19 protein-coding genes and 2 pseudogenes are annotated in these 18,967 nt (G+C 67.9%); 7 read left to right on the top strand and 14 right to left on the bottom strand.

Translation table 11 applies throughout. The features are described from left to right. From PGN37_RS23185 to hrcA, 12 genes and pseudogenes are all read right to left on the bottom strand, one after another. On the bottom strand, positions 1–369 hold a 369-nt coding region (locus tag PGN37_RS23185), incomplete at its 3' end, for an ABC transporter permease subunit (protein ID WP_335333340.1). A gap of 64 nt (positions 370–433) precedes the next feature. Then, positions 434–595, bottom strand: a pseudogene (locus tag PGN37_RS23190) (amino acid ABC transporter permease); the annotation flags it as partial. Continuing rightward, the gene (locus tag PGN37_RS27370; protein ID WP_442933000.1) at positions 526–1,515 is read right to left on the bottom strand and encodes a transporter substrate-binding domain-containing protein; all 990 of its coding nucleotides are present in this window, start codon (positions 1,513–1,515) and stop codon (positions 526–528) included. The pseudogene PGN37_RS23190 and the gene PGN37_RS27370, both read right to left, overlap by 70 nt. A gap of 105 nt (positions 1,516–1,620) precedes the next feature. Next, positions 1,621–2,298 (bottom strand): TetR/AcrR family transcriptional regulator, encoded by a 678-nt coding sequence (locus tag PGN37_RS23205; RefSeq protein WP_335333342.1) that lies wholly within the window; start codon positions 2,296–2,298, stop codon positions 1,621–1,623. Between the two features lie 36 nt (positions 2,299–2,334). Continuing rightward, on the bottom strand, positions 2,335–3,246 hold the full coding sequence (gene era, locus PGN37_RS23210; protein WP_335333343.1) for a GTPase Era: 912 nt from the start codon (positions 3,244–3,246) through the stop codon (positions 2,335–2,337). Continuing rightward, complete coding sequence (locus PGN37_RS23215) at positions 3,243–3,563, bottom strand: cytidine deaminase (RefSeq protein WP_335333344.1); 321 nt, start codon at positions 3,561–3,563, stop codon at positions 3,243–3,245. The genes era and PGN37_RS23215 overlap by 4 nt, the downstream gene beginning before the upstream one ends. Then, positions 3,553–4,857 carry a hemolysin family protein gene (locus PGN37_RS23220; protein WP_335333345.1) on the bottom strand — a complete coding sequence of 435 codons (1,305 nt, stop codon included), beginning with the start codon at positions 4,855–4,857 and terminating at the stop codon, positions 3,553–3,555. Before PGN37_RS23220 ends, PGN37_RS23215 begins: the two co-directional genes overlap by 11 nt. Beyond that, complete coding sequence (ybeY, locus tag PGN37_RS23225; RefSeq protein WP_335333346.1) at positions 4,854–5,420, bottom strand: rRNA maturation RNase YbeY; 567 nt, start codon at positions 5,418–5,420, stop codon at positions 4,854–4,856. The genes PGN37_RS23220 and ybeY overlap by 4 nt, the downstream gene beginning before the upstream one ends. An 8-nt stretch (positions 5,421–5,428) precedes the next feature. Continuing rightward, positions 5,429–6,466 carry a PhoH family protein gene (locus PGN37_RS23230; RefSeq protein WP_335333347.1) on the bottom strand — a complete coding sequence of 346 codons (1,038 nt, stop codon included), beginning with the start codon at positions 6,464–6,466 and terminating at the stop codon, positions 5,429–5,431. A gap of 54 nt (positions 6,467–6,520) precedes the next feature. Next, positions 6,521–7,261, bottom strand: coding sequence for a 16S rRNA (uracil(1498)-N(3))-methyltransferase (locus PGN37_RS23235; protein ID WP_335333348.1), 741 nt, complete (start codon positions 7,259–7,261; stop codon positions 6,521–6,523). 3 nt (positions 7,262–7,264) lie between these two features. Continuing rightward, the gene (gene dnaJ / locus PGN37_RS23240) at positions 7,265–8,410 is read right to left on the bottom strand and encodes a molecular chaperone DnaJ (protein ID WP_335333349.1); all 1,146 of its coding nucleotides are present in this window, start codon (positions 8,408–8,410) and stop codon (positions 7,265–7,267) included. A gap of 52 nt (positions 8,411–8,462) precedes the next feature. Then, positions 8,463–9,494, bottom strand: a complete 1,032-nt coding sequence (gene hrcA, locus PGN37_RS23245) for a heat-inducible transcriptional repressor HrcA (protein ID WP_335333350.1) — start codon at positions 9,492–9,494, stop codon at positions 8,463–8,465. 154 nt (positions 9,495–9,648) lie between these two features. Here hrcA and PGN37_RS23250 point away from each other — a divergent pair, with 154 nt between their 5' ends. Next, positions 9,649–9,963: a type II toxin-antitoxin system VapB family antitoxin gene (locus PGN37_RS23250; protein WP_335333351.1), complete on the top strand. Its 315-nt coding sequence runs from the start codon at positions 9,649–9,651 to the stop codon at positions 9,961–9,963. Positions 9,964–9,967: 4 nt separating this feature from the next. Here PGN37_RS23250 and PGN37_RS23255 read toward each other — a convergent pair whose 3' ends face one another. Then, positions 9,968–10,837 (bottom strand): 1-acyl-sn-glycerol-3-phosphate acyltransferase, encoded by an 870-nt coding sequence (locus tag PGN37_RS23255; RefSeq protein WP_335333352.1) that lies wholly within the window; start codon positions 10,835–10,837, stop codon positions 9,968–9,970. Positions 10,838–10,918: 81 nt separating this feature from the next. Here PGN37_RS23255 and PGN37_RS23260 point away from each other — a divergent pair, with 81 nt between their 5' ends. Continuing rightward, a complete protein-coding gene (locus PGN37_RS23260) occupies positions 10,919–11,779 on the top strand; it encodes an LLM class F420-dependent oxidoreductase (RefSeq protein ID WP_335333353.1) in 861 nt (286 codons plus the stop codon). A 15-nt stretch (positions 11,780–11,794) separates the two neighbouring features. Here PGN37_RS23260 and hemW read toward each other — a convergent pair whose 3' ends face one another. Then, positions 11,795–12,973: a radical SAM family heme chaperone HemW gene (gene hemW / locus PGN37_RS23265; protein ID WP_335333354.1), complete on the bottom strand. Its 1,179-nt coding sequence runs from the start codon at positions 12,971–12,973 to the stop codon at positions 11,795–11,797. Positions 12,974–13,288: 315 nt separating this feature from the next. On the opposite strand from hemW, the gene PGN37_RS23270 reads away from it, so the two are divergent. The 5 genes and pseudogenes from PGN37_RS23270 (at position 13,289) to PGN37_RS23290 (ending at position 18,874) form a co-directional block, all read left to right on the top strand. Beyond that, positions 13,289–14,971, top strand: a complete 1,683-nt coding sequence (locus PGN37_RS23270) for a nitrite/sulfite reductase (RefSeq protein ID WP_335333355.1) — start codon at positions 13,289–13,291, stop codon at positions 14,969–14,971. 18 nt (positions 14,972–14,989) lie between these two features. Then, complete coding sequence (locus PGN37_RS23275) at positions 14,990–15,685, top strand: phosphoadenylyl-sulfate reductase (protein WP_442933001.1); 696 nt, start codon at positions 14,990–14,992, stop codon at positions 15,683–15,685. Then, on the top strand, positions 15,682–16,401 hold the full coding sequence (locus PGN37_RS23280; RefSeq protein WP_335333357.1) for a sirohydrochlorin chelatase: 720 nt from the start codon (positions 15,682–15,684) through the stop codon (positions 16,399–16,401). The genes PGN37_RS23275 and PGN37_RS23280 overlap by 4 nt, the downstream gene beginning before the upstream one ends. Positions 16,402–16,493: 92 nt before the next feature. Continuing rightward, positions 16,494–17,877 (top strand): annotated as a pseudogene (locus PGN37_RS23285) (hemolysin family protein). Further along, complete coding sequence (locus tag PGN37_RS23290; protein ID WP_335333358.1) at positions 17,870–18,874, top strand: hemolysin family protein; 1,005 nt, start codon at positions 17,870–17,872, stop codon at positions 18,872–18,874. The pseudogene PGN37_RS23285 and the gene PGN37_RS23290 overlap by 8 nt, the downstream one beginning before the upstream one ends. Positions 18,875–18,967 lie beyond the last annotated feature (93 nt).

The raw sequence follows: 18,967 nt of genomic DNA on the forward strand, positions 1-18,967 counted from the left end.
GGTCGCGGAGCTGATCGACTGGGTGACGAGGAACATCTCGCTCACCCCGATCACCGACAGCACCGACGTGGTCTTCATCAGCCCGTTGAAGGAATTGCCCAGCGGCGGCACCATGACCCGTAGCGCCTGCGGCACGATGATCCAGCGCATCAGCTTGGTGGTCGTCATGCCCAGGGAGGCGGCCGCCTCGAACTGCCCCTTGGGCACCGAATCGAGTCCAGCCCTGATGATCTCGGCGATGTAGGCGCTCTCGTTGATCATCAGACCGACGATGGCCGCCTGTACGGCGGCCTTGACCGACAGACCGAGCAGATCGACGTCGTGGAACTGGTAGAGCCCCACCGCAGCCAGACCGGTGTAGATGATCACCAGTTTGCACCAGAAGCGGCGTGCCGCGGATGACCCAGATGTAGACGCTGGCGCACCATCTGACGACCGCGTACGGGGATCGGCGCATCAGTGCGATACCCAGTCCGACCACGGTGGCGAGCACCATCGCGATCGCCGACACCACGATCGTCAACATCAACCCGTCGAGAAACGCATCGCTGGGAGTGAACAGCGACTTCCAGAAGAACTGCCAGTCGAATTGCATCGCAACCTGTTTCTGGATGCTATTTCTGGATGCTGAGGTCGGACATGCCCCACTCGTCGAGGATCTTGCCGTAGGTGCCGTTGCTCTCCAGTTCGCCGAGCGCGGAAGCGATGGCGTCGTGCAGCGCCGTGTCGCCCTTGAGCGTGGCTGCGCCGATCTTGATCGTGCCGAACGGTTCGCCGACCGTCTGGATCTTGGCGCCAGTCTTGGTCTGGTAATAGCCGAGCGTCTCGGCCGTGTCCATGAACGCGTCGACCTGTCCGTTCTGCAGCTGCTGCAGCGACACGTCGGCCTGATTGCTGCGGTTGACATCGACAGCGGGTTTGCCTGCGGCGGTGCACTTGTCGGACTGTTCCATCGCCAGGGACTCGGCCGTGGTCGCGACGGCCACCATGACCTTTCTTGTGCCTGCACAGGCTGTCGTCGAGGCCGGTGACATCGGCCGGCTTGTCCTTGGCCACCGCGATGCCGGTGCCCGAGTAGACGTAGGGCACGAAGTCGACGACGGCCTCGCGTTCGGGTTTGATGTAGAGCTGCGCCATGATCACGTCGCACTGCTTGGCTTGTAGCGTCGGAATGACTGCGGCGAAGGCGGATTCGACGAACTGCGGTTTGAGCCCCATCTGCGCGGCGAGCGCCTTGCCCAGGTCCACCTCGCTGCCTATCAGTTCCCCGGATTCGTCGTGGTAGACGTTGGGGGGCGTGCCGTCGTTGGGGGCACAGATCTTCAGAGTGCCGGCCTGCAGGATGGCGGGCGGCTGGACTTTCGCCGGTCCGGTGGGCTCGGCAGTCGATGAATCATCCGACGAGCAGGCGCCGAGCCCCATGCTCAGCGCAGCGGCCACTACGGCGACGAGTGAGCGTTTCGATGGTCCTGTCACGGGTCCTCCCAGAACTCGGTGCCGGATGGACCATGCCATCCGATCTACCTATCGGACGATAGGTCACTATCGATCGATAGGCCACGGATCGGCGAGATCTTTTACCCCGATGTCACATGACCCGAATCGTGGGAAGACGAGCGCTCAGCTGGCGCGTGAGGTGGCCAGCTCCTTGAGGCGGCGTCGCGTGACGGTCCGGATGCCGTCCAGGCGGGCCTGGTCGAGCAACAACGAGCGCACGACGAAGTCGGCCGCCTGGACGGGACGCTGCCGGTGCACCGGCCCCGCCGGCCCGCCCTGCTCCCGCAGCGTCTCGAACAACACACCGTTGGTGGCGCGCACCACGAACGACGGCTCGAACGACGCGAACTCCCCCGCGCGCCTGCCGCCGGTCACCACGCGCTCGATCTGCCGGTGGAACGTCTCGATGCCCCGTCGCTCGGCCTCGAACTCGTCGAGTGCCAGCACCGCATCCTGGTACAGCCCCCGCGCGTCGAACGGCTGCACCAAGATCTCCCGGACGTCGCAGGCGATGGCGAGGTGGAGCTTCTCGGCCCAACTCGAGGTCTCCCCCAGCCGCTGGTCCATCCGCGCGATCGACGGCCCGAGATCGAGTTCGACCAGCGTGCGGAAGATCTCGTGCTTGGCCTCGAAGTGGTGGAACAGCGACGGCTGCCGGATGTGTACAGCCTCGGCGATGTCACGAGTCGAGGTGCCGAAATATCCCCGCTGGGCGAACAACACCGATGCCGCCAGCAGAATTCGCCCCCGCGTCGAGGACCAATCCACCGCCGGCGGTTCCCACCCCTGCCCGTACGTCACCGGTCCACTCTGACACAGCGCTAGCGGATCACCCGATCAGAACCCCAGCCTCCCCAGCTGTTTGGGATCGCGCTGCCAGTTCTTGGCGATCTTGACGCGCAGATCGAGGTAGACCTTGGTGCCGAGAAGCTTCTCGATCTGCATGCGCGCCGCGGTGCCGACCTCACGCAGCCGGGCGCCGCCCTTGCCGATCACGATGCCCTTCTGCGAATCCCGCTCGACGTAGAGGATCGCGTGCACGGCGATCAGCGGCGGCTGATCGTCTCGGCTCTCCCGCTCCTCGATCTCGTCGATCACCACCGCCAGTGAATGCGGCAGTTCGTCTCGGACGCCCTCGAGCGCGGCCTCGCGGATCAGCTCGGCCATCAACACTTCTTCGGGCTCGTCGGTGAGCTCCCCGTCCGGATAGAAGGCAGGACCGGGCGGCAGATGCGAAACGATGACGTCGGTCAGCACGTCGAGTTGCTCGGCTCTGGTCGCCGAGACGGGCACGATGTCGGCGTCAGGGCCCACGAGTTCACTGACCGCCATCAGCTGTTGCGCCACAGCGTCTTTGCTGACCTTGTCGATCTTCGTGACGATCGCGACCAGCGTGGTCCTCGGCGCCACAGCGCGGATCTGCTCGTAGATGAACCGGTCACCCGGTCCGATCTTCTCGTCGGCCGGGATGCAGAGGCCGATGACGTCGACTTCGGAGTAGGTGTCCTTGACCAGATCGTTGAGCCGCTGCCCCAGCAAGGTGCGGGGCCGGTGCAGTCCCGGGGTGTCGACGAGCACGATCTGGAAGCTGTCCCGGTGCACGATTCCCCGGATGGTGTGGCGGGTGGTCTGCGGCCGGTTCGACGTGATCGCCACCTTCGCGCCCACCAGCGCATTGGTCAGCGTGGACTTGCCGGTGTTCGGCCGTCCCACGAAACAGGCGAAGCCTGACCGGAATTCGTCGCTCACAGCGGGGTTCCGGTCCGGTCGGTGACGATGATCGCGGCGTCGGCACTCAACTCGCGGACGGCGGCCACCCCCGGATCGTCGGCGTCACCGCCGGTGAGCACCGCAGCTTCCAGACCCGTCGCGCCGCTGGACACCGCGGCCGCGACGGCGGCCTGAAGGGCCGTCAGTTCCAACGCCGCCAGTCGCACGGGGGCGCCGGCGTAGGTGCGGCCGTCGGCGTCGCGCACCGCGGCACCGCTTGCCGCCTCCGCCCGCGCCATGGCGCCGCGGGCGAGCACCACTAGCTTGGCGTCTTCGGCGTCGAGATCACTGCCCATCGCTGTCCTCCGTGTCCTCCGGCTCGGGGTCGACGGGACTGACGAGCACGGTGCCGACGCGCACACGCCCGCGCGGGTCCGGGCCGCCTTCGGCCCGCAACAGCAGTCCGTCCCAGGTGATCTCGGCGCCGGGCAGCGGAACGCGGCCCAGCTCGAGGGCCAACAGTCCGCCGACTGTGTCGACGTCGAGATCCTCGGACAACTCGAGATCGTAGAGCTCGCCGAGATCCTCGATGGGTAACCGCGCCGACACCCGGTACTGCCGTTCGCCGAGATCCTCGACGGGGGCGACCTCGTCGACGTCGTACTCGTCGGCGATCTCGCCGACGATCTCCTCCAGTACGTCCTCGATCGTGACCAGGCCGGCGATCGCGCCGTACTCGTCGACGAGCAGAACCATGTGCACACGGTCGAGCTGCATCTCCCGCAGCAGAGCATCCAGCGGCTTGGAATCCGGCACGAACGCCGGCTTGCGCATCACGTCGGCCACCGAGGTGTCCCGGCCGCCGTTGCGTGACGAGTACGTCCGCTGCACAAGGTCTTTGAGGTAGACGACGCCGACGATGTCGTCGACGTTCTCACCGATCACCGGGATCCGGGAATGCCCGCTGCGCACCGCCAGCGACGTGGCTTGACCGGCTGTCTTGTCTGATTCGATCCACACCATCTCGGTGCGCGGCACCATCACCTCACGCGCCGGCGTGTCACCGAGCTCGAACACCGACTGGATCATCCGACGTTCGTCGTCGGCCACCACACCGCGCTGCTGGGCGAGGTCGACCACCTCACGTAACTCGATCTCCGAGGAGAACGGTCCGTTGCGGAATCCGCGGCCCGGCGTGAGTGCATTACCGAGCAGCACCAGCAGCCGGCTGATGGGGGTGAACACCACCGAGATGCCTTGCAGCGGAAGCGCCGAGACCAAAGCGATCGTGTAGGCGTTCTGCCGGCCGACGGTGCGGGGACCCACTCCGATCGCGACGAAGCTGATCACTGTCATGATGGCCGCGGCCGTCATGAGTCCGCCACTGACGCCCAGGTAGTCGTCGAGGTAGGCCGCCAGCAGCACCGTCGCGCTCACCTCGCACGCAATGCGCAGCAGCACAACGAGATTGATGTACCGAGGACGATCGGCCATCACCTGGAGAAGCCGCACCGCGCCGGGTCGGTCGTCGCGCACCAACTCCTCGACGCGAGCCATCGACACGGTGCTGACCGCGGCGTCGATCGCGGCGAAGAGGCCCGCGGAGGCGATCAGCAGGATCGCCCCGACGAGCTGGCCCAACCCGGTCACGGAGTGTCGCCGCGGGGGGACTCGTAGCGGGATTCGTTGAAGTACCGCGATTCGTCGAGCAACCGGCGGTCCTTCTCGGTCTGCCGGTCCTGGTGGTAGGCCTCGACCTGTTCGGCCACCCACTCCTCGAGCAGCTGCCGTTGCAGGGCGAACATCTCTTTTTCCTCGTCGGGTTCGGCGTGGTCGTAACCCAGCAGATGCAGCACGCCGTGCACGGTGAGCAGGGCCAGTTCCTGTCCGAGCGTGTGGCCCGCGTCGGTCGCCTGCTTGGCGGCGAACTCCGGACACAGCACGATGTCGCCCAGCATCTCCTGGCCCGGCTCGGGGGCGTCCGGGCGCCCGCCGGGCTCGAGCTCGTCCATCGGGAAGCTCATCACGTCGGTGGGGCCGGGCAGATCCATCCAGCGCATGTGCAGGTCGGCCATGGCAGCTGAATCCAACAGCACCATGGACAATTCGGCAGCGGGATTGACGTCCATCTTGCGGATCACGAAGCGCGCGACGCTCACTAGTTCGGTTTCGGAGACGTCGATGCCCGACTCGTTGGACACCTCGATGGTCATGGGTTCGATTACCGCCTCGGCCGTCCGGTGCCGGAGCGGCGCTGGGCCCGGTTCATCAGGGTCGGCTCCTCGAATTTGGCGTAGGCGTCGACGATCTCGGACACCAACCGGTGGCGCACCACGTCGGCGCTGGTGAGTTCGGAGAAGTGGATGTCGTCGATGCCGTCGAGAATCCGCATGGCGGCGTTGAGCCCCGACGGCGCCCCACCGGGCAGGTCCACCTGCGTGATATCGCCTGTCACAACGATTTTCGAGTTGAAGCCCAACCGGGTCAGGAACATCTTCATCTGCTCGGCGGTGGTGTTCTGCGCCTCGTCGAGGATGATGAACGCATCGGAGATCGTGCGGCCGCGCATGTAGGCCAGCGGCGCGACCTCGATCACGCCGGCGCTCATCAGCTTGGGGATGAGCTCAGGATCCATCATGTCGTGCAGCGCGTCGTAGAGCGGGCGCAGATAGGGGTCGATCTTCTCGCTCAGGGTTCCGGGCAGGAAGCCCAGACGTTCACCGGCCTCGACGGCGGGGCGGGTCAGGATGATGCGGCTGACCTGTTTGGACTGCAGCGCGCTGACGGCTTTCGCCATCGCCAGATAGGTCTTGCCGGTGCCCGCAGGCCCGATGCCGAACACGATGGTGTGGTGATCGATCGCGTCGACGTAGCGCTTCTGGTTCAGCGTCTTGGGCCGGATGGTCTTGCCGCGGCGGCTGAGGATGTCCAGCGTCAGCACGTCGGCCGGGGATTCGTCACCGGCCCCGGTCAGCATGGCCACGCTGTGTCGCACCGCGTCGGGGGTGAGCCGCTGACCGCTGCCGAGGATCTCGAGGAGTTCGGAGACAACGCGTTCGGCCAGCGCGACATCGGCCGGTTCACCGGAGACGGTCAGTGCGTTGCCGCGGGCGTGGATATCGGCGGTGAGGAGGGTTTCCAGCGCCCGGAGGTTCTCGTCGGAGCGGCCGAGCAGGCCCACCACGAGGTCGGGCGGAACGGTGATGCTGCTGCGGACCTGCGAACTGTCCGAGCCTGCGTTCGTCTCGCGGGGCGTCACGTGGGGTTTTCTGCCTGCTTCCTGAGCTGGTGATTGCTGACGTCCAGTTTAGCGTCAGGACCAGCGCGGGGTCAGCACCCCGAGCGCACCCAACGCGACGGCCGCCGCCGTGGATGTCCGCAGCACCGAGGGGCCGAGCCTCACGATGCGCGCCCCTGCCTCGGTCAGGGTGGCCAGTTCGGCGTCGGTGATGCCCCCCTCGGGTCCGACCACCAGCAGCACCGCGGCAGCGCCGGCCAGCGGTATTTCCGCGAGCGGAAGCTCGGCCGATTCGTGCAACACCAGGACCGGTTCGGGAGCGGCGGCCCGCACGAGCTCGGCCAGCCCGGCGGTGGAGACGACGTCGTGGACGGCTGGGACATGCGGGCGCCGCGACTGTCGAGCGGCAGACCGCGCCACCGCAGCCCACCTGCGCAGACCTTTGTCGGTCTTCGCCGCGCCCTCCCAGCGCGCGACGCACCGGGCCGCCTGCCACGGCACGAAGGCGTCGGCGCCGGCTTCGGTGGCCAGTTCGACGGCGAGCTCGGCCCGCTCCGATTTGGGCAGGGCCTGCACCACCGTGACCGTCGGCACCGGTGGTTCGACGACGCGCCGGTCCTGAACGCGCGCAGTCAGGCGTCCCTTCGCGACGTCTTCGACGATGCAGTGCGCGACCACGCCCACGCCGTCGGACAGGTCGAGGTGCTCCCCCGTCCTGGTGCGGCAGACCGTCGCCGCATGGTGCCCCTCGTCGCCGTCGACGACAGCGAGCTCACCGACCGCGGGAACCGCGTCGACGTAGAACAGGGTCCGCAAACGTCAGCGACCCGTGAACGTCTCGCGCAACCGAGAGAACAGCCCGCCGCCGTTGTTCGCGGAGGCGGACTGCGACGTGCGCACCTGCGCGGTGTCGCGGCTGCGCTCCTTGAACGAACGCAGCAGTTCGATGTCGTCGTGATCCAGCCGCGACGGCACCACCACGTCGATGTGGGCATGCAGGTCACCGCGCACGCCGGACCGCAGATGCGGCATCCCGTGACCGCGCAGCGTCGTCACCGACCCCGGCTGCGTGCCCGCACCAACCGTGATCTCGGTCGGACCGTCGAGGATCGCATCCACCGACACCGAGGTGCCCAGCGCGGCGTCGACCATCGGAACCGAGATCGTGCAGTGCAGGTCGTCGCCGTCGCGGACGAACACGTCGTGCGGCTTCTCGTGCACCTCGACGTACAGGTCACCGGCCGGGCCGCCACCGGGCCCGACCTCACCCTGCGCGGCCAGGCGCACCCGCATTCCCTCGCCGACGCCGGCGGGGATCTTGACGCTGATCTCGCGACGCGCCCGCACCCGACCGTCACCGGCGCACCGGTTGCACGGATCGGGGATCACCTCACCGACACCGCCGCACACCGGGCAGGGGCGCGACGTCATCACCTGACCGAGCAGCGAACGCTGGACCGTCTGCACCTCACCGCGGCCGTGGCAGGTGTCGCACGTCATCGGGGTCGAATTGCCGTGGGTGCCCTTGCCGTGGCAGAGGTCGCACAGCACCGCGGTGTCGACGGTGACCTGCTTGGTCACGCCGGTCGCGCATTCCTCCAGGTCGAGCCGCATGCGCAGCAGCGAATCCGAGCCGGGGCGGACACGGCCGATGGGACCGCGGGATGTGGCGCCGCCGCCGAAGAACGCCTCGAAGACATCCCCGAGGCCCCCGAAGCCCGAGAACCCGCCACCGCCGGCACCGGCCGACTCCAGGGGATCCCCGCCCATGTCGACGATGCGTCGCTTCTCGGGATCGCTGAGCACCTCGTAGGCGGCGCTGACGTCCTTGAAGCGCGCCTGCGCCTCTTCGTCGGGGTTGACGTCGGGGTGCAGTTCGCGGGCCAGCTTGCGATAGGCGCGCTTGATCTCCGTATCACTGGCGCCTTTGCCCACTCCGAGCAAACCGTAATAGTCGCGTGCCACGCTCAACCTCTCCCACCCGTCGATCTGTGCTGAATACCCAACGCAGCACAGCTCAGCGGCTACCTAGGACTTCGCCAATATAGAGAGCAACTGCGGCGACGTTGGCGATGGTTCCCGGATAGTCCATCCGTGTGGGACCCAACACACCCATGCCGCCGAACACCTTGCCCGAACTACCGTATGCCGTGCTGACCACCGAGGTGCCGGCCATCTGCTCGGCCTGGGTCTCGTGCCCGATCCGCACGGTCACCCGGCCCGCCTCCTGCTGCTTGGCCAGCAGCCGCAGAACCACCACCTGCTCCTCGAGCGCCTCCAGGACCGATCGCAGCGAGCCGCCGAAATCGGCGGTGTTGCGGGTCAGGTTGGCGGTGCCGCCGAGCAGCAGACGCTCCTCGGTGTGCTCCACGAGCGTCTCGACCAGCACCGTCGCCGCCCGGCCGACCGCGTTGGCCAGCCCGCCCTGGCCGGTGATGTGCGACGCGAGATCGGACACCGCGATCGAGGCGGCCGCAAGCGGCTTACCCTCCAGAGCCTGTCCCAGAAGGTCTCTCAACTGCGCCAGCTGGGCGTCGTCGATGCCGTCGCCGAGTTCGACGATGCGCTGATCCACGCGCCCGGAGTCGGTGATCACGACCAGCAGCAGCCGGGCCGGGGTCAGTGCGACCACCTCGAGGCGACGGACCGTCGACGTGGACAGCGTCGGATACTGCACGATCGCGACCTGGCGGGTCAGCTGCGCCAGCAGCCGGACCGCGCGCCGCAGCACGTCGTCGAGGTCGACGCCGGATTCGAGGAAGGACAGGATCGCGCGGCGCTCCGCCCCCGACATCGGCTTCACATCGTCGAGCCGATCGACGAATTCGCGGTAGCCCTTCTCGGTCGGTACCCGGCCGGAGCTGGTGTGCGGCTGGGTGATGTATCCCTCGGCCTCCAGCACGGCCATGTCGTTGCGCACGGTCGCACTGGACACCCCGAGGTTGTGCCGCTCGACCAGTGTCTTGGAGCCGATGGGCTCCTTCGTCGCGACGAAATCGGCGACGATCGCGCGGAGAACTTCGAATCGGCGCTCATCAGCGCTGCCCATTGCTCACCCCACTTCGAATCGCATGTGACCGACCGGTTCATTTTACGGTCATCAACAGGGGTGATCGCGTTTGAGCGGTCCGGCGCACTCTCGGGCGTCGGGTTAACCTTGCGAGGCTAAGCAGAAGCGATGGTAGGCAAGCAAAGGCGCGTCGATGATCTTCAAGGGTGTCCGCGACGGCAGGCCGTATCCGGATCACGGTCTGTCCCACCGGCAATGGGCCCAGATTCCGCCGCGCCAGATCCGCCTCGATGAACTCGTGATGACGACGACGGTGCTGGCCTTGGACCGGCTGCTGTCGGAGGACTCGACCTTCTACGGCGACCTGTTCCCGCACGCGGTGCGCTGGCGCGGCAACGTCTACCTCGAAGACGGGTTGCACCGCGCGGTGCGGGCGGCGCTGCGCAATCGCACCGTGTTGCACGCGCGGGTGTTCGACATGGACATGCCCGCGCCGCAAATGGGCTGAGCCCTCACCCCAGCAACGGTTTGCGGTCCCGGGTCAGGTCGGTCATCGCCTTCTGCATCGCAGCCTCCACCCGGGCGGCGAAATGTTCGTCAGCCTCGCCGTCGGCGACGGTCATCGGGGCGAGCACGCGCGTGACGAGCTTGGTCGGCAGCGGCAGGTAGGGCAGCATGCCGACCGCGCCGACATTGAGACCCCATGGCACCGACACGCTCACCGGCAGCGCTTTGACGCGAAGAACCTTGTCCAGGCGCAGAGCTCGCGCCAGCCGCTCGCCGCTGGAGAGCACCAGCAGCGACTCCCCCGCACCGGCGGTGACCAGCGGGACGATCGGTACCTGCTGCTCGACGGCCAGCTTCGCGAAGCCGGTGCGGCCGTCGAACTTCACCAGGTTGCGCTCGTCGAACGTCTTCGCCGCGTCCTTGTCGCCACCGGGGAACACCAGGACGTGGTGGCCCGCCTCGAAGGCCTCCACGGCGCTGTCGCGGCTGGCCGGACGCGCCCCGAGAGGCTCGAAGAGTCGACCGACTCCCAGCGTCCAGGCGAGCTGATGGGTCAGGATCGTCAGCGGACGATCGAGGTGCATCTCGTCCAGGGCTGCCCGGACGGCGAAGACGTTCAGGTCGACGACGCCGCCGAAGCCGTGATTGGCGACGAACAGCACGGGCTCCTCAGGCACATCGATCGACGCCTCGATGTCGAGCCGGTGGTAGCGCCGGACGAATTCACCCCCGACGGCGGCGACTGCTGCCATGGCCCGCGCGATCGCGTCGTCGACGACAGGCTCGCCACCCAGGCTCTCGGCCACGCCGTCGAGGGCGGACAGAATCCCGTCGGCAAGGCTTTCCAGCCGACCCCGCTCGTCCGCATCCGCCACGGTCGCCCCCTTCGGTCGCGGTTATCGAAGCACACGCCGGGTGCTGGCGGAGCCGAGTGCGCGCACGGTATGAGTAGAGCTATGAAATTGACAGGTGTCGGGTTGTGGAGTTCGCAGTTGCGGTACGGCAACGCCGGGGAGGCGGCCGAGGCGGCCGCCGAGCTCGATGAGCTCGGTTTCCCGGCGCTGTGGATCCCCGACGTCGGCGGCCCGGTGCTCGACGCCGTCGACAACCTGTTGACCGCGACGTCGAAGACCGTCATCGCCACCGGCATCCTGAACCTGTGGATGCACGAGCCGGCCGAGGTGGCCGCGCGATACGCCACACTCACCGAAACCCATGGTGAGCGCTTCCTTCTCGGCATCGGTGTCAGCCATGCCCCGCTGATCGACTCGCAGGAGCCAGGCCGCTACCGCAAGCCGCTGGCCGCCACGAAGGCCTTCCTCGACGGCATCGACGCATCGCCGACCCCGGTGCCGGCCGCCAATCGGGTGCTCGCGGCACTCGGCCCGAAGATGCTTGAGCTGTCGGCGACCCGGGCTGCCGGCGCGCACCCCTACCTGAGCACGCCCGATCACACCCGCACGGCGCGAGAACTGTTGGGTGACGGACCGATGCTGCTCCCCGAGCAGAGCGTGCTGCTCGTCGACAACAGAGACGACGCACGCGCGATCGGCACCGACTGGCTGCGCTCGTACCTGGGGTTGCCGAACTATGCGAACAACATCCTGCGCAGCGGCTTCACCGAGGAGGACATCAGCACGGTCAGCGACCGGCTGTTCGACGCGCTGATCGCCTGGGGCGACGAGGAGACTGTGCTGCGCCGGGTCACCGAGCATCTCGACGCCGGCGCGGATCACGTGTGCGTGCAGGTGCTCACCGCGGATCCGCGGGAGTTCCCGCGGGAGCAGTGGCGCCGGCTGGCGGCCGCTCTGGCGTGATCGACACTGCCCTGATCAGGTCAGCAGGTCTCGCACCACGGCGTCGGCGAGGAGCCGCCCCCGGTCGGTGAGCACCAGCGCATCGTCTGCGGCGCGCACCAGGCCGTCCCGGACCGCGCGATCCGCACGAGCGCGCTCGTCGTCGTCCAGCAGTGCCGTCGGCAGCCCGTTACGCAGCCGCATCCGCAGCATCACGTCCTCGACGTGGACCGTCGCCGCGTCGAGGTTCTCGAAGTCCGCGACGGGCAGCTCACCTTTGTCCAGCGCGGAGGCATAGGCATTGGGGTGCTTGACATTCCACCATCTGGTGGTGCCGACGTAGCCGTGCGCTCCCGGTCCGGCACCCCACCACTGGCCACCGTTCCAGTAGCCGACGTTGTGCCGGCACTGACCACCGGGACGCGACCAGTTCGACACCTCGTACCAGTCGAGGCCGGCGGCGGCGAGCCTGCGGTCCAACAGCTCGTAGCGGCGCGCGAGCACGTCGTCATCGGGAGCGGGAAGCTCGCGGCGGCGCACCTTGCGGGCCAGCGCGGTGCCGTCTTCGACGATCAACGCGTAGGCCGACACGTGGTCGACACCCGCCTCGATCGCGGCGTCGGCGGACCGCATCAGATCGTCGTCGTTCTCACCAGGGGTGCCGTAGATCAGGTCGATGTTGACGTGCTCGAAGCCCGCCCGCCGAGCCTCCTGTGCCGCCTCCAACGGTCGGCCCGGGGAGTGGACCCGGTCCAGCGTCGCCAGCACGTGCGCAGCGGTGGACTGCATGCCCAGCGAGACGCGGGTGTAGCCGGCCGCGCGCAGGCCGTCGAAGAACGCCGGTGACGTCGATTCCGGGTTGGCTTCGGTCGTCACCTCCGCATCCGGCGCGAGCGTGAAGTGCTCGCGGATCGCATCGAGCACCGCGGCGAGCCCGGCCGCCCCGAGCAGCGACGGGGTGCCGCCGCCGACGAACACCGTCGACACCGCTGGCGCGGTCCCGAGCCGCGCCGAGGCGAGCGTGAGTTCGGTGCGCAGAGCAGCCAGCCAGCCGGCCGGTGTGGCTCCTCCCAACTCGGCCGGCGTGTAGGTGTTGAAGTCGCAGTATCCGCAGCGTGTGGCGCAGAACGGCACATGGATGTACAGCCCGAACGGTGCACCGGGGGCGAGCACCAGCTCCGGGAGCTGCGCGGCCTGGGTGGATACGACGGGCATGCGACCAGTGTTCCAGGTGGCGCGGGGCGGGGACTTTTGCTCGCCGTGAGCGCAAATCTGTGCCGGTTGGGATCGGTGGGCCCCCTCGTGGCACAATGGCCGGGTGATCGACGCCGGCATCCTGCCCACCTGCGTAGCGCTGGTGATCCGTCGTCACGTCGACTTCAAGCGTGTGTGCAGCAGCTGTTGTTGTCCTCTGTGACCTCGTAGACCTGCCCACCTGAACTTTTCAGCTGGCCGCCGGATCTGCGTCGCCGGACAGCCCCCGGTGACAGTGCGCAGTGACGAAGGCCGGCTCCGATTGAGGAGCCAGTCATGACATCAGCACCGGAAGCAACACCCAAGCCCGCCAAGCGTCCCCGCGGCGAAGGCCAGTGGGCGCTCGGGTATCGCGAGCCGCTCAACGCCAACGAACAGGCCAAGAAGGACGACAACCCGCTCAACGTGCGGGCTCGCATCGAGAACATCTACGCCAAGAACGGCTTCGAGTCGATCGACAAGGGTGACCTGCGCGGCCGGTTCCGCTGGTGGGGGCTCTACACCCAGCGCAAGCCCGGCTACGACGGCACCTGGACCGGTGACGAGAACACCGACATGCTCGAAGACGAGTACTTCATGCTGCGGGTGCGCAGCGACGGCGGCGCACTGACCGCGGCGGCGCTGCGGACGCTCGGCGGCATCTCCACCGAGTTCGCGCGCGACACCGCCGACATCTCCGACCGCCAGAACGTCCAGTACCACTGGATCCGCGTCGAAGACATGCCCGAGATCTGGCGCCGGCTCGACGAGGTCGGACTGCAGACCACCGAGGCGTGCGGCGATTGCCCTCGCGTCGTGCTCGGATCGCCGCTGGCCGGCGAGTCGCTCGACGAGGTCATCGACGGCACCCCCGCGGTCAACGAGATCGTCAAGCGCTACGTCGGCAAGCCGGAGTACTCCAACCTGCCGCGCAAGTTCAAGACCGCGATCTCGGGCCTGCAGGACGTCGTCCACGAGGTCAACGACGTCGCGTTCATCGGCGTCGAGCATCCCGAGCACGGACCCGGCTTCGACCTCTGGGTCGGAGGCGGCCTGTCGACCAACCCCATGCTGGGGCAGCGGGTCGGCGCCTGGGTTCCGCTCGACGAGGTGCCCGACGTGTGGGAGGGCGTGGTCAGCGTCTTCCGTGACTACGGCTATCGGCGCCTGCGCGCGAAGGCGCGGCTGAAGTTCCTCGTCAAGGACTGGGGCGTGCAGAAGTTCCGCGAAGTTCTCGAGACGGAGTACCTGAAGCGCCCGTTGATCGACGGACCGGCCCCCGACCCGGTGACCCGCCCGATCGACCACGTCGGTGTGCAGAAGCTCAAGAACGGCCTCAACGCCGTCGGGGTCGCCCCGATCGCCGGCCGGGTGTCGGGCACGATCCTGACCAAGGTCGCCGACCTCGCCGAAGCGGCCGGCAGTGACCGCATCCGCTTCACGCCGTACCAGAAGCTGATCATCCTCGACGTCCCGGACGACAAGCTCGACGAGTTGCGGAGCGGGCTGGATGCGCTGAATCTTCCGTCCACCCCGTCACACTGGCGGCGCAACCTGATGGCCTGCACCGGCATCGAGTTCTGCAAGCTGAGCTTCGCCGAGACCCGCAGCCGCTCGCAGGTGCTGGTGCCGGAGCTGGAGAAGCGGCTCGAGGACATCAACAGCCAGCTCGACGTGCCGATCACGATCAACATCAACGGCTGCCCCAACTCGTGCGCCCGCATCCAGGTCGCCGACATCGGGTTCAAGGGCCAGATGGTGGACGACGGCGACGGTCCCGAGGAGGGTTTCCAGGTCCACCTCGGGGGAAGTCTGGGTCTGGACAGTGGCTTCGGCCGCAAGCTGCGCCAGCACAAGGTGGTCGCCACGGAGCTCGGCGACTACATCGAGCGGGTTGTTCGTAATTTCGTGAAACAACGGGAGCAGGGCGAGCGTTTCGCTACGTGGGCACTACGAGCAGACGACGCGGACTTGAGGTGATGTGACGTGACCGACGTGATGACCGAGACGGACTTGCAGCAATTGGCCGAGCGCGGTGCGGCGGAGTTGGGGCCGCACGCGTCAGCTGTCGACCTGCTGCGATGGACTGACGAGAACTTCGCCGGCAACTACATCGTGGCGTCGAACATGCAGGACGCGGTGCTCGTCGAGATGGCCGCAGCGGTGCGTCCGGGTGTCGACGTGCTGTTCCTCGACACCGGGTACCACTTCGTCGAGACCATCGGCACCCGGGACGCGGTCGAGGCGGTCTACGACGTGAACGTCGTCAACGTGCGGCCGGAGAACACCGTCGCCGAGCAGGACGCGCAGTTCGGCAAGAACTTGTTCGAGCGCAGCGCCAACGAATGCTGCCGGATGCGCAAGGTCGAGCCGCTGTCCAAGGCGCTGCGCGGCTACTCGGCGTGGGTGACCGGCATCCGCCGAGTCGAGGCGCCGACGCGGGCGAACGCGCCGCTGATCAGCTGGGACCAGGCGTTCGGGTTGGTCAAGATCAACCCGTTGGCGGCGTGGACCGACGACGACATGCAGGACTACATCGACACCCACGGCATCCTGGTGAACCCGCTGGTCGACGAGGGCTATCCGTCGATCGGTTGCGCACCGTGCACCGCGAAGCCGGTCGCCGGCGCCGATCCGCGCAGCGGCCGGTGGCTGGGGCAGGCCAAGACGGAGTGCGGGCTGCACGCCTCGTGAGCCCGTTCGCGGACTCGCTGGTGCTGACCGCTCACGGCAGCGCTGATCCCCGGTCGGCCGCGACCGCGCGCGCGATCGTCGACTGCATCGGCCGCCGCCGTCCCGGACTCGACGCCCGGGTGGCGTTCTGTGAGCAGAACGCGCCGAATCTCGTCGACGTCCTGACCTCGGTGCCGCGCGGACGCGCGGTGGTGGTGCCGCTGCTGCTGGCCGACGCCTATCACGCGCGCGTGGACATCCCGGCCATGATCGAGGAGTCCGGGTCGCACGCCCGGCAGGCCGAGGTGCTCGGTGAGGACGAACGTCTGATTTCGGTGCTGCGGCAACGCCTCGAGCACGCGGGCGTGTCGCGCCTGGATCCGGACGTCGGTGTGATCGTCACCGCGGTCGGGTCGTCGCACACGCAGGCCAACGTCCGCACCGGCGCCGTGGCGCGCGACGTGGTGCTGACGACGGGTTGGATGGCCACCACGGCGTTCGCCACCGGTCCGTCGCCGTCTGTGGCCGAGGCGGTCGCCGACCTCCGCGAGCGCGGGGTGAGCCGTCTGGTGATCGCGCCGTGGTTCCTCGCCCCGGGCCGCATCACCGACAGGGTCGCGGCATACGCGCGGCAGGAGGGCATCCCGATGGCGGCGCCGCTGGGTGCTCACCGCCAGGTCGCCGAGACGGTGCTGGATCGCTTCGATGCCGCTCGATCGGCCCGCGCAGCGGCCTGACCAGCGCAGTTTCGGAGTCCAGGTACGCTCGGGGCCACCTGATGGCTCACGAGCAAGGACTCGATGCACCCCCATAGACCCGAGGCGGTCACATGCTGACCGCCGTTGCTGCAATTCTGCTGGGCCTCGTCGTGGTTTTCGCGATCACTGTGGCGACGGGTTATTTCGTTGCCCAGGAGTTCGCCTACATGGCGGTCGACCGATCCCGCCTGAAGGCGCGCGCCGACGCCGGTGACCGGGCCGCCGAACGTGCCCTGACCGTGACGAAGCGGACGTCGTTCATGCTGTCGGGCGCACAGCTGGGCATCACCGTCACCGGGCTGCTCGTCGGATACGCCGCCGAGCCGCTGATCGGCCGTGGCCTCGAGGCCCTGCTGGGCGGTTCGGGGATCCCGGTGGCGGTCGCGGTGGCGATCGGTGGTGTGGCCGCGATCGGCGTCTCGACGGTGATCCAGATGCTGTTCGGCGAACTGTTCCCGAAGAACCTCGCGCTGGCGCGGCCGGAGCAGCTGGCGCGGCGGTTGGCGTGGTCCACCACCACATATCTGGCACTGTTCGGCTGGCTGATCTGGCTGTTCGACCAGTCGTCGAACCTCCTGTTGCGCGCGTTGCGCATCGAACCGGTGCACGACGTCGAACACTCGGCCACACCGCGCGACATGGAGTACATCGTCGCGACATCGCGTGAGGCGGGCGAGATCCCGGTGGAACTGTCGACGCTGCTCGACCGAATCCTGGACTTCCCCACCTCCACGGCCCGGCACGCGATGATCCCGCGAGCCCGCGTCGACACGGTGCTCGCCACCGAGCCGGTGTCGGATGTGTTGGCGCGCATGGCGTCTGCACACACCCGTTACCCCCGTCGTGGCGGCCGGGCATGACGACGTCGTCGGCGTCATCCACCTGCACGACCTGCTGTCGATCGATGCGACGACGGGCACGGCGGCGCAACACTGCCGACAGGCGGTGGTCGTACCCGAGACGCTGCCCCTGCCGAATGTGGTTCGTGCACTTGCCGATTCGAAGGAAGAGATGGCCGTCGTGATCGACGAGTTCGGCGGCTTCGCCGGGATCGTCACGATGGAGGACCTGGCCGAGGAACTGGTCGGCGACATCGACGACGAGCACGACGGAACACGGCAGCAGGAGTCCGTCACCGAGGTCGCGGACGGCTGGCTGGTGGCCGGGGATCTGCCCGTCGACGAGGCGGAACGCGTGCTCGGCGTGACGCTGCCGGTCGGCGACTACGAGACCGTGGCGGGCATGGTGATCGCGCACGCCGACGGACTACCTGCCGTCGGCGACCGGGTGTCGGTGCCCCTTCCGGCCGAACCGTCCGACTTCCTGAGCACACAACCGCCTGCCGAGCGGGCGCTGGTCGCTGAGGTCCACGCTGTGCGCAGGCGTGTCCCGGCGCGCGTCCAACTGAGCACGGCCGACGCCGAGCCGAGGTCACAGGTGGAAAACGATGTCTAGCTTCTGGTCCATATCCCTGATCACGGCTGCGCTGATCGCCTTGAGCGCGTTCTTCGTCGCCGTCGAGTTCTCCTTGATCGCGGCCCGGCGCAGCCGACTCGAGGACGCGGCCGCCGACAGCCGCGGCGCCCGGGCAGCGCTGCGCAGCGCCTCCGAGCTGTCGGTGGTGCTGGCAGGAGCGCAGCTGGGAATCACCGCGTGCACCCTCTTGCTTGGTGCGATCACCAAACCTGCTGTGCACTACGCACTGTCGCCGTGGCTGCGCGACATCGGAGCACCCACGTGGCTTGCCGACGTCGGCGGCTTCGTCCTTGCCCTGGTGATCGTCACGTTCCTGCACCTGGTGATCGGCGAGATGGCGCCCAAGTCCTGGGCGATCGCCCATCCCGAGCGGTCGGCCGCCCTTCTCGCCGCACCGATGCGCGCCTTCATGTTCGTCACGCGCCCGCTATTGCACGCGTTGAACCAGGCCGCGAACTGGTGCCTGCGCCGCGTCGGCGTCGTCCCGGTGGACGAACTGGCCGACAGCCAGGACCCTCAGACGCTGCGTCAGTTGGTGGAGCACTCCGCAGCCGCCGGCACGCTCGACGCCGAGTACCACGCCAATTTGTCCAGCGCCCTGGAGTTGAACGGCCTGCGGGTCGACCAGCTGGCCCGTCCCGCGTCGCCGAGCGGCTGGGTCTCCCCCGAGGCTGATACCGCAGAGATCCGTTCTGCGGCAAGCGAATCAGGCCACCTTCGCCTGCTCGTAGGCGACCGGGCAACAGGCGCTGTCGTCGGGGTCGTGCACGTGCGCGACGGCCTGGCCTCCACAGCGCGGGCGCGCGAGCTGATGCGGCCCGCGGTCACGATGGCGGCGGACCTGCCGATCTACGAGGCCCTGCAGTTGATGCAGAGCACGCGGACCCACCTCGCGGTGGTGCCGGGCGCAGGTGACGTGCGGGTGCTGACGTTGACCGACGTGATGCACCGCTTGCTGGCCATCGACGCGGCGTAACTCACACCGCCCAATCCTTGATTCACATACCCAAGGGGGTATACCTTCGACGTATCGGATCGATACCCCCTAGGGTATAAAGAAGGAGACGAG

Origin of the sequence: Mycobacterium kyogaense, assembly GCF_036946525.1 — a bacterium.
Lineage (GTDB): Bacteria > Actinomycetota > Actinomycetes > Mycobacteriales > Mycobacteriaceae > Mycobacterium > Mycobacterium kyogaense_A.